The sequence below is a fragment of the Alteromonas sp. CyTr2 genome, assembly GCF_947311905.1.
GTDB lineage: Bacteria > Pseudomonadota > Gammaproteobacteria > Enterobacterales > Alteromonadaceae > Alteromonas > Alteromonas macleodii.
In genome coordinates, this window is sequence record NZ_CAMZMZ010000040.1 from 22,989 (window position 1) to 33,895 (window position 10,907).

The 10,907-nt window shown below is 43.7% G+C and carries 9 protein-coding genes; all 9 read left to right on the forward strand.

The genetic code is table 11. The features are described 5' to 3' along the window. Positions 1 to 75 precede the first annotated feature (75 nt). The 9 genes from QME20_RS16940 (at position 76) to QME20_RS16980 (ending at position 10,735) form a co-directional block, all read left to right on the forward strand. A complete protein-coding gene (locus QME20_RS16940; RefSeq protein ID WP_049587521.1) occupies positions 76 to 411 on the forward strand; it encodes a DUF1820 family protein in 336 nt (111 codons plus the stop codon). A 38-nt stretch (positions 412 to 449) separates the two neighbouring features. After that, positions 450 to 2,201 carry a DUF885 domain-containing protein gene (locus QME20_RS16945; protein WP_049587520.1) on the forward strand — a complete coding sequence of 584 codons (1,752 nt, stop codon included), beginning with the start codon at positions 450 to 452 and terminating at the stop codon, positions 2,199 to 2,201. Positions 2,202 to 2,203: 2 nt separating this feature from the next. Next, positions 2,204 to 2,713, forward strand: a complete 510-nt coding sequence (locus QME20_RS16950; RefSeq protein WP_049587518.1) for a hypothetical protein — start codon at positions 2,204 to 2,206, stop codon at positions 2,711 to 2,713. Positions 2,714 to 2,960: 247 nt separating this feature from the next. Further along, a complete protein-coding gene (locus QME20_RS16955) occupies positions 2,961 to 3,710 on the forward strand; it encodes a recombinase RecA (protein WP_049587517.1) in 750 nt (249 codons plus the stop codon). Continuing rightward, complete coding sequence (locus QME20_RS16960) at positions 3,710 to 5,197, forward strand: DNA polymerase Y family protein (protein ID WP_239219629.1); 1,488 nt, start codon at positions 3,710 to 3,712, stop codon at positions 5,195 to 5,197. The genes QME20_RS16955 and QME20_RS16960 overlap by 1 nt, the downstream gene beginning before the upstream one ends. A gap of 36 nt (positions 5,198 to 5,233) precedes the next feature. Then, positions 5,234 to 8,323, forward strand: a complete 3,090-nt coding sequence (locus tag QME20_RS16965; protein WP_239219628.1) for an error-prone DNA polymerase — start codon at positions 5,234 to 5,236, stop codon at positions 8,321 to 8,323. Positions 8,324 to 8,465: 142 nt separating this feature from the next. Then, on the forward strand, positions 8,466 to 9,257 hold the full coding sequence (locus tag QME20_RS16970; RefSeq protein WP_049587510.1) for a hypothetical protein: 792 nt from the start codon (positions 8,466 to 8,468) through the stop codon (positions 9,255 to 9,257). After that, positions 9,238 to 10,068 (forward strand): hypothetical protein, encoded by an 831-nt coding sequence (locus QME20_RS16975; RefSeq protein ID WP_049587509.1) that lies wholly within the window; start codon positions 9,238 to 9,240, stop codon positions 10,066 to 10,068. Before QME20_RS16970 ends, QME20_RS16975 begins: the two co-directional genes overlap by 20 nt. Positions 10,069 to 10,204: 136 nt before the next feature. Further along, positions 10,205 to 10,735, forward strand: coding sequence for an acyloxyacyl hydrolase (locus tag QME20_RS16980; RefSeq protein ID WP_049587508.1), 531 nt, complete (start codon positions 10,205 to 10,207; stop codon positions 10,733 to 10,735). The last annotated feature ends 172 nt before the right edge of the window (positions 10,736 to 10,907 follow it).

Consider the following 10,907-nt stretch of genomic DNA (forward strand, 5'->3'; position numbering starts at 1 on the left):
GCAAGGTAAAATTGTTAACCACATACCGGCTCAGCTTCCGGGTGTTTTTATATTTTTTAGTGAAGAGCAGCATCTATGTCAAAAGACGACATTCTTTACCGCGTTCAGTTCATCAGCAACGGTGAGCGCTATGAGTTATACGTAAAAAGCCTTATGCAGGGCGCTTTGTTTGGCTTTATCGAGATAGGTGACTTTGTGTGGGATACTCACACAAGTGTTGTTGTAGACCCTAGTCATGAAAAGTTGAAAACCGAATTTTCTGAAGTAACAAAAACTTATGTACCGATGCACAACATTTTGCGCATTGACGCCGTAAATAAAAAAGGTTCAGCCAAAATTACTAAATTAGAAAATAAATCTGATAAAGTAACTGCTTTCCCTAGTCCAATATATACACCAACGAAAGAGTAACCGCCGGGTCATTCCGGTGAAGGTTGCCGGAGACCCTTATGTATCGCTATGTTTTAGCAGCATTATTATTTATTTGCAGCGTTAGCTCATCTGCAAAGGACCTTAACGATGAAAGCTTGTATCAACTACTTGATGACATTTGGCAATACGAGCTTTCGGTTTCCCCGCTTCTAGCTTCTCGCGAAGGCGATACTTCACTCGCTCACGTATTACCAGACAACTCTCCCAAAGCCCTGAAAGCACAAAATGAACAATGGCGTACTTTTCAAAAGGCCTTAAGTCAGTATAAAAAAGAAGACATCTCTACTGATGCTTATATTGCCTTGCTGATGCAACAATATCGTTTAGCTAACTATGTGGACGAATATACGTATCGCGCGCATTTAGTGCCTATCAATTCAGAATATGGCTTTCACGGTGCAATGGCCTCGCTTCCTAATTTATCCACCTTTAAGCGCGTAGAAGATTATCAGGCCTACATTAGCCGCCTAAATGCGCTTAAGCCTTATTTTGACCAACAAATTGCGTATATGAAACAGGCGCTAAAAGAAGGCTACACGCAGCCTAAAGTCGTGCTGAAAGGGTTTGAGAACTCGGTGGCGTCATACATTGTTGAAAATGCCGAGGACAGTGGCTTTTATTCTCCATTTACCCGTTTTCCAGAGTACTTTACTGCCGAGCAAAAATCAGCGCTAACGGAGCAAGGCAAGGCAGCCATAAACAGCAGCGTATTGCCTGCATATCAAATGTTCTACGATTTCATGGTAGACGAATACATTCCCAACGCCCGTGAAGATATTGCCGCGAATAACTGGCCTGATGGCGTGGCGTATTACGCCAATAGAGCCAAGCATTACACCACCACGGATATGACGCCTCAGGAAATCCATGATTTAGGTTTGTCTGAAGTAAAACGCATTCGCGCGCAAATGCAGCAAATTGTGGATGAGCTTGGCTTTGATGGCGACATTAACGACTTCATTGCGTTTTTACGCGAAGACCCGCAATTCTATGCCACCAGCGCTGAAGATTTACTAAAAGAGGCGTCGTTCATTGCAAAGAAAATGGACGCAAAGCTTCCTTCGCTCTTTGAGTATCTGCCAAGAACACCCTACGGTGTAGCGCCTGTACCAGACGCTATCGCGCCCAAATATACAACGGGCCGTTACATTCATCCTAGCCGCGATGATCAGCCAGGATATTACTGGGTAAACACGTATGCCCTCGATAAGCGCCCTTTGTATGCATTGCCTGCACTGACCTTGCACGAAGCAGTGCCTGGCCACCATCTTCAAATATCGTTGGCAGCAGAGCTTGAAGACTTACCTATGGTACGTCGTAACACCTATATTTCAGCGTTTGGTGAAGGCTGGGGTCTGTACTCTGAGTTTTTAGGTATTGAAGCAGGTATTTACGAAACGCCGTACGACAACTTCGGTCGCTTAAGCTACGAAATGTGGCGTGCGTGTCGCTTGGTTGTGGATACCGGTATGCACACGATGGGCTGGAGCCGTCAACAAGCGGTTGATTATATGATGGAAAACACCGCGCTTTCAGAACACAACGTAAATACTGAAATAGACCGCTATATCTCTTGGCCAGCGCAAGCCTTGTCTTACAAGATTGGTGAAATCAAAATTAAAGGCCTTCGCAAGAAAGCAGAGAAAGCATTAGGCGAGCGTTTTGATGTGCGTAAATTCCACCGCGCCGTGTTAGAAAACGGCTCAGTTCCACTGTTTATCTTGGAGCAAAACATCAATACGTTTATAGAAGAACAAAAGGCACAATAAACATGATCGTTGCATTTGGTGTTATTGGATTACTTATCCTGTTTTTAATTTACTTTGTGCTGCGAGCGCAGAATTTACAGAAAGAGCTGGCGCTATTGCGTCACTCGAATAAACAGACCAACAACAAGGTTACGTATGCTTATCGCAACCTTGTTCTTGTTACAGATGCGTTAGAGAAAAATCTTACTGCGCGTATTGAAAGTGCCTATAAAAGCCGCCTTATCGACCAAACTCAATACAATGCGCTGCACCCGCTTATGCGCAACTTTTCGACTATCGTCATGGCCTGTTGTGAGAAAGGGATGTCATTTGAGGAGTCACTGAATAAGGTGCTGCTTAATGAAGAAGTGACGCTTGAGGAAATTCGTGAGGTGGTGAAAGCATTCCCTAGCAACGTACGTATGGTGTGGTCAAAAAATACGGCCGACGGCTTCATTGCTTTTTGCCAAACCGTTACAGCAACAGTAAGTGGCACGACTACAAAGGCTCAAAAAGAACCATCTGAAGAGTAACATTTTACTCTATGTCTCTCGTTAGCGCTTATACAGCGCTAACTGTATGGCAGGGTCGTCTGCTTTGCTATGTAGTAAGGCCTGCGACCCTAGCCATGTTCCCACTCTTTTAAAAGTTTAATCTTTTTACCTTTCCAAACTAATCAGTAAGTTAGCGTTTAAAACAACAAGTCAAAAACCTTTTGTCTTGAAAAGGGTTATTGCTGCACTATAATACTGTATAAAAATACAGTTTATTTTGAGTGCCATGAATAAATCGTTATCCGTGCTTAATAACCACCCGCATATTTGGCGGGCCAGAGATCAGAGACAAAGTGAAACCAAGTTTTCACTGGGTTTTCCGCGTCTGGATAAAGCACTTAACGGTGGCGTTACATCTACAGGTCTTGTCCGTATCTCTTCGTTAACCGGCATGGGTGAACTTTCACTCTTTAAACAGGTTATATGCCAACACCGTACGCATAAGCTGGTGGTATTTATTAACCCTCCCGGGCTACTACAGTCGCCGTGGTTAGAAAACTTGGGGCTTAAAGCGCAACAAGTTCTGGTAGTAAAACCAAGTTCTGAACAAGAGTCGTTGTGGGCAGCAGAGCAATGTTTAAAAAGTACGGCTTGCCATTGCGTAGTGCTGTGGAGTAATGCTGTAAATCAAAAAGAAGCACGACGCCTACAGGTAGCAGCAACGCATAATGATGCGCTGTGCTTACTGTATACTCCACCGCAACAGCAGGCATCACAGTTAGGTTATCCGAAGGCCAGCTTAAGTGATTCACAAGCCAACCTGTCGAATCAAAGCGACAGTGCATTACCCATTACGTTGGATATCGCGCTAAAGGGTAAACCCCACGCTTTGGCGGTGAACATACGCAAGCAGCGTCATGGGTGGCCCAAAGATAACATTGTTATTTCCCATCGGTGGACCCCCGACAATCACGCCATTAAATGGGCCATGGCACACAACACGCTTTCCGATCAGGCATTACACTCTGTGAGCTAATGATGCTGTGGGCTTATATTTACTGCTATCAACTAACTTTAGACAGCCATATCAAAGCGGCTAGAAGTAAGCGTGCACATAGCCAATTGCCGAAGCACGAAACTAACAACCAGTATTCAGCGTTAGCGTCGAATACTCCCGTTGCAGTGTACTGCAGTAAAACAAACAAAATTACGCAGTGTAATGATATTGCGAAAAAAGAAGGCATTGAAATTGGGCATGGGCTAGCCCAAGCAGCGGCGTTATGCCCTTACGTGCATATTCTGCCTTTCAGTGAAGAAGCCGAAAAGCATATGCTGACGCAGTTAGCCCATCGGCTTTATCCACTGGCTTCTGATATCGTATTAGACAACCACATTCACTCAAATAGTTTCAGCGGTCTGGCAGTAAGGCTAGATAACCTAACTCATTACTATGGCGGTCATAAGCCACTGTGGAAAACTTTAACCCAAGCTCTGGCAGAAGCAGATATTCGTTATCATTTTGCTAGCGCATGGACAATTGAGGCCGCAAAAGTATTAGCGCTTCATAAATTTAATACCTACTTGCATACATCCGATGACATAAAAAAAGCGCTAAGTACGTGCCCGCTTTCTATTACGGCTCTATCACCTAAAGTCATTGACTCGTTGGCAAGGGTGGGCGTTTCCTGCGTACAACAGCTGTTGGCAATGCCGGTACAAGAACTGGGTCGGCGCTTTGACAATAACACTATTATGTATCTTACTGCGTTAAGGGGAGAAACCTTTCCACGGGTTACATTATTTAGGCCTTTGGAGCACTTCGATAACTTTATCCTATTGCCTTTTGATATTGAAAACACGCAGCATCTAACCCCTTTTGTCAGCCAGCAGTTTGAGCATTTGTCTCACTATTTACGGGCAAGAAACTTATATACATCCAGCATCAGTGTACATATTCATTTCAGAGAAGCACCTGTAATGGATATTAATATACGTTCGGCACTGCCTCAGTCTTCAGTACAAAGTTGGCTGCCCTTGTTTAGTCTTAAAACTGAGAATCTGGTGTTGCCTGAGCCAGCTACAGCCATTGCGCTTACCTGTCAGCAATTTGAAGAAATGGATACGCAGAATGGCGACTTTTTTAGCGACAGATTTAACGATATTGCACAAAAGCAATTAATTGGGCGCTTAAACGCGAAGCTAGGCGATAACAGTACGTTTCAACCTCGCGCTGCCGACAGCCATCAGTTTGAATATATGACGGTGACGGAGTCGAGCACCGGTAACTGCACCCGTAATTATGCTTATAGCAGTGACATTACGCCCACCTTCACTTTTGATGTACCTAAACCGCTTATTCAGGCTACCCAAATTTGCTTTGGCCCCGTGCGATTACACAGTGAGTGGTGGCATGACAGCCCAACAAAGCGTGATTATTTCATCGCCCAAACTGAGCAATGCGTAAGGCTTTTAGTGTTTAAAGATGAAGAGAGCCGCTGGTGGGTGCAGGGCCTTTTTTGTTAGCGGTATGCGGTTAAAGAAAAAGGTAAAGGCTATATCATGAAATACAGTGAGCTCTTTTGCCAAAGCAATTATAGCTTTCTTTGCGGTGCCTCTTCCCCCGCAGAGCTTGTTACCACGGCTTCTTTCCTTGGTTACGACGCGCTTGCCATTACCGATGAATGCTCAGTAGCGGGGGTGGTACGGGCTTTCGACGAAATTAAGCATCAGGGCCTACCGATTACGCTTATTGTGGGTAGTTACTTTGTATTTGATGACACTTTATCTTTTGTGCTGTTGTGCCCGAACAAAGCGGCCTATAGCGAACTATGCCGAATTATTACTAACGCGAGGCGTCGCTCTGATAAAGGTGAATACCAACTGGCCGAGTGGGACTTGCGTACCATTCGCCATTGCAAATTCATTTGGCTACCAAGCGGCAAAGAAGCTAAAGACAAGCATTGGGCTGAATGGCTGCAAAAACACCCTAGTATTGATGCCTATATTGGCGCTCAGCGCCTATTAGACGGAAGGGATCACCACAGGTTTGCGCATTACAATCATCTGCAGTCTGCCTACTCTTTCCCTGTTATTGCCTGTACAGGTGTACTCATGCATCACGCTGACAGACTGCCGCTTCAACATGTATTGCATGCTATTAACGTGCATACCAGTGTAGACAAAATAGGTCGGGATGCGTTGAGTAATGCAGAGCGTAGTCTGCGAACCGTACAAAAAATTAAGAAGCTTTACCCTGAGAAATGGATTGCCAATACCAATGCCCTTGCTCACGCTTTCACATTTTCTTTAGAAGAGCTGCGCTACCACTATCCTGCGGAGCTTGTACCTGAAGGGTATACGCCCACTTCGTATTTGCGGGAACGTGTAGAGGCCGGTATAAAAGTGCGCTTTCCTGAAGGTATAACCCCTGATATTCGCCAAACCATAGAAAAAGAACTTACGCTTATTGCCGAGCAAGAGTATGAGTATTTCTTTTTAACCATTTACGACATTGTTCAGTTTGCCAAGCGACAACGTATTTTGTATCAAGGGCGCGGCTCTGCGGCCAACTCGGTAGTGTGCTATTGCTTGGAAATAACCGCAGTAGACCCAAGGCAAATAAGTGTGCTGTTCGAGCGCTTTATTTCCAAAGAGCGTAACGAACCGCCAGATATTGATGTGGATTTTGAGCATCAACGCCGTGAAGAGGTCATCCAATACATTTATCAAAAGTACGGCCGGGAAAGAACCGCTATCGCGGCTACGGTTATTTGCTATCGCTTTAAGTCGGCTTTTAAAGATGTGGGCAAGGCGCTGGGCTTTAGCGAATCACAGCTTGATTTTGTGGTAAAGCAGATTAATCGCCGAGACAGCGTTATTCCGTGGAAATCTCAGCTGGCGGGGCTTGGGTTAAACCCTGAAGAGCCTAGGGTGCAGCAGTTAATTACCCTTACCGAAGCTTTACTGGGCACGCCCCGACATTTGTCGCAACATGTAGGCGGTTTTGTTATTAGCGCAGGGCCGCTCTACGATCTTGTTCCTGTTGAGAACGCCGCGATGGAAGAGCGTACTATTATTCAGTGGGATAAGGACGACATTGAAACCTTAGGCCTTTTAAAAGTGGATGTACTGGCGCTTGGGATGTTGAGCGCTATACGTCGCGCATTCTCGCTTATCAATAAACAATACCCTGTTGAAACCAGTATTCCGTTCATTACTAAGCTCGGAGATGACAAACAGGTTTTCGATATGATTTGTCGGGCCGATACGGTAGGCGTTTTTCAAATAGAATCACGAGCTCAGATGTCTATGCTGCCAAGGCTAAAACCTCGTCGCTATTACGATTTGGTCGTACAAATAGCCATTGTACGGCCAGGTCCAATTCAGGGTGATATGGTCCACCCTTATCTGATACGTCGACACGGCAACGAAACCATTAGCTACCCATCTAAAGATGTGGAGAAAGTTCTGTCTCGCACCATGGGCGTGCCTATCTTTCAAGAACAAGTGATTCAGCTTGCCATGGTTGCAGCAGGCTTTAGTGGCGGAGAAGCTGACCAGCTGCGGCGCGCTATGGCGAGCTGGAAAAAAGACGGTAGAATTTTTGAATTCAGAGACAAGCTTATTAAAGGTATGACGGACAAAGGCTATGACAGTACGTTCGCCCACAACTTATTTGAACAAATAAAAGGCTTTGCAGGTTACGGCTTTCCTGAATCTCACTCAGCGTCTTTTGCCGTATTAGCTTACGTGTCTTGCTGGTTGAAGTTTTACTTTCCCGTTGAGTTTTACGTAGCGCTGTTAAATAGCTGGCCCATGGGGTTTTATTCCCCGTCCCAGTTAGTTCAAGACGCTAAGCGTCATCACATACGGGTAGAGGCGCCCTGTGTTAACCAGTCTGACGTTGAGCATTCTTTGGTGGTACAAGGCCAAGAAAAATACATTCAGCTTGGCCTTAAGCTTATTAAAGGCTTAAGTGAAGCATCGTCTCAACTTATCGTGGAAAACCGCTCAGATAAGGGCTATACCGATGTTGAACAATTACAGCAACTATCGCTTAAAAGTAATGAAGTAGAGGCACTGGCTAGCGCCGATGCCCTTCGCACTATTTCAGGCAACCGATACGAAACCCGTTGGCGAATTATGGATACCCAAACGCATTTACCACTGTTTGATACTGACGATTTTTATGCAGATAAAAACGTCACACCTCTGGGTGCTTCACCGACCGAGGCAGAAAACTTACTTGAAGACTATGCCTCAACCGGCTTATCGGTAAATAACCACCCTATTTCGTTACTCAAAAAGCAACATAAGCTTAAAGACATAAGCTGGTCCAATTCGCTTAAAGACAAGACAAATAAATCAGTTGTAAAAGTGCTTGGCGCAGTAACAGGTCGTCAAGCGCCAGGCACTGCCGCAGGCGTTACCTTTCTGACTTTGGAAGATGACATAGGCAATATGAACGTTGTGGTATGGCAAGCCACCGCTCGTGCTCAGCAACAAACATTCTTAAAGGCTAAACTGCTACAGGTAAATGGTATTATCGAACGCTCCAAAGAAGGAGTTATTCATATCATTGCAGGTAAGCTTATTGATCGTACGCCTTGGCTCGAAAAGCTGTCATTAAGTTCAAGAGATTTTCACTGAGTATTTTACACCCGCAAAACGATAAATTATGGTGTATAGATACGCGATTTATTTTTGTATTAAAAAACTTCCTCTCAAGGAAATGCTTCAAAGATAATTTATTTGTATATTGTAAATTGCTGTAGTCATTTTGGAGTGTAGAATGATGCGATGTATTGGGCTTTTTATTGGCTGTTTGTTTAGCCTTAATATTTATGCAGAAAAATATGTGATTGGCGCACAAAACTTAGCTTATTTCCCCCATTACGATTTTGCATCATCCACAGATAAAGGGGTTGCCTGGTCAATTTTAGAAGCTTTTTCTGAAGCTTCGGGACACGAGTTTGTGTATTTAAGCTTGCCTATAAGACGGCTTCAACTCGAGTTAGTTAAAGGTAATGTTGACTTTGTATACCCTGATAATAGAGGCTGGTATAACAGCATTACCACTTCAAATGACAAGTACTTTTCCCTCCCATTAACCAGCGCAGTAACGGGGACAATTGTAAAACGACAGAACGCTGGGAAAGGCATCGAAAAGATAAAAAACCTCGCCATGCCGTTAGGCTTCACACCGGTAAATTGGCAAGAAAGAATAGACACCCAACGTACCCAAATAACTTGGGTTACGGATATTCAACAAGGCTTGGCGCTTTTGTACCAAGAACGTGTAGACGGGTTAGATTTAGAGTATTTCGTTAGCCAGCGATCTGCTCCTCTATCATATGAGCAAGATGCATTTACTTTAGATTTGACGCTTCCACATAATGAAATTCCTTTTTCCCTATCTACGCTTTATCATCAAGACATTATTAGTGAACTTAATAAGTTCATATCCTCAAATCCAGAATTAATTGATAGTATAAAAACAAAATACGGAATAACCCCTTTCGAGCAGTTGTCTCAGAAGCTTTTGATAGAACAAGGATTGAAAATTGAAGAGGTTTGGAAATAGTATTCGTCGCTTTGTGCAAATGGCGGTATTGCCAGTTACATGCACACTTTCAAGTCCTTTTGTTTCAGCCGACACCTATATCGTAGGCGCTCAAAATATTGAATATTATCCGTATTACAACTTTTCATCGGATCATGAAAAGGGGTTGGGTTGGGCTATTCTTGAAGCATTCTCAAAGCAAAGCGGACATCGCTTTGTATACTTGAGCATGCCAGTTAAACGCCTTCAGATAGAATTGAAAAAAGGCAATGTAGACTTTGTCTTTCCTGATAACGCCAGTTGGTATGACCAAATAACCCATAGCCTCAACAAAGTGTATTCTGAACCTCTGGCAGAAACATTCGCCGTGACTTTGATTAAAACAGATAACCTTGGTAAAGGAATTACTCACATAACAAAACTTGCCACGCCAGACGGATTTTCCCCTGTAAAGTGGGAACAGCAAATTAAGAACGGTACCGTTAAAGTAACAGGCGTAAACAGTATTTTTGATGGGCTTAATCTTCTACAGAGCGATAAAGTAGATGCTTTAGATGTGGAATATAATGCCGCTAAAAACGTTGCTCGTCGCTTTCCGCAAATGGGACCATTTGCCGCTGATTTAACCCTGCCACACAACGTTGTCTCATTTTCGCTATCAACCTTAAGACACCCCGAGATCATTGCCGAGCTCAATACATTTATACTTTCAGAATCTGAAAGCATAAATAAAATTAAAGCGAAGTATGGTATTGAAGATACAAAGCAACTGATCGAGCGCCTGATGGAAGAGCAACATGTAAGCGCAGATACACGCTGGACATCTTTGTAAAAGCTTCAACAGTGTCAGTAAATTACACTACTCAGCAGGAATAGTTCGGCATTTAGTTTTCATTATCTCTTTGAAATTACGATAATTTTTAATTGGAAAAAATTTTGCTTGTTGATTACCAGATCAAGGAGCAATTATGAAACAGGCATCACTACTTCTATTTTCTTTTTTCATTATTTTCACCGCAAGTAGCGTACAAGCGAAACAAACCGTGAGTGTAGATTATATGCACGGCTTTGACGATATCGATGGTATGCGCTTCGCGTACAGGCCATTTGAACAAACGCTTACTACTGATTGGTTTGGCGACCTAAAGCTATACTGGGAAGTGAGTGCCGTAGTGTGGGAGTATGGTGAAAACGATACACATAGTACTAGCTACGGCGCGTCATTAACTCCTGTATTTATGAAACAGGTTTCAACGCTCTATGACAAATATCCCGTATATATAGAAGCGGGGATAGGAGCGAGTTACATAGGTAATCAGAAAGTCGCTGGTAAAGATATTGGATCTAACTATCAGTTCGAAGACAGATTAGGTGTGTTTGTAGAGATCGATAAGAAACAACATGTCGCACTGCGCTATATGCACTTTTCAAACGGCGGCTTCAACAATGACAACCCCGGATTAGACTTCCTGAACCTATCCTACGCCTATCACTTTTAAAGAAATGGGGTCAGAGTACATTTTCATTCCGCAATCATTGAGTCAAGGGCTGTTTCGATTTCGAGGAGTATTAGAAGTATTAATGTACTCTGACCCTGAGGTATCCCCACAAATAATATAACGATATCAGCGAGATAAAAAAGATAGGAACATTCATGACGTTTGGTGATCA

Coding starts and splice junctions, on each gene's coding strand:
- QME20_RS16950 (WP_049587518.1), top strand. CDS start 2,204: ATGATCGTTGCATTTGGTGTTATTGGATTACTTATCCTGTTTTTAATT.
- QME20_RS16965 (WP_239219628.1), top strand. CDS start 5,234: ATGAAATACAGTGAGCTCTTTTGCCAAAGCAATTATAGCTTTCTTTGC.
- QME20_RS16955 (WP_049587517.1), top strand. CDS start 2,961: ATGAATAAATCGTTATCCGTGCTTAATAACCACCCGCATATTTGGCGG.
- QME20_RS16960 (WP_239219629.1), top strand. CDS start 3,710: ATGATGCTGTGGGCTTATATTTACTGCTATCAACTAACTTTAGACAGC.
- QME20_RS16945 (WP_049587520.1), top strand. CDS start 450: ATGTATCGCTATGTTTTAGCAGCATTATTATTTATTTGCAGCGTTAGC.
- QME20_RS16980 (WP_049587508.1), top strand. CDS start 10,205: ATGAAACAGGCATCACTACTTCTATTTTCTTTTTTCATTATTTTCACC.
- QME20_RS16940 (WP_049587521.1), top strand. CDS start 76: ATGTCAAAAGACGACATTCTTTACCGCGTTCAGTTCATCAGCAACGGT.
- QME20_RS16970 (WP_049587510.1), top strand. CDS start 8,466: ATGATGCGATGTATTGGGCTTTTTATTGGCTGTTTGTTTAGCCTTAAT.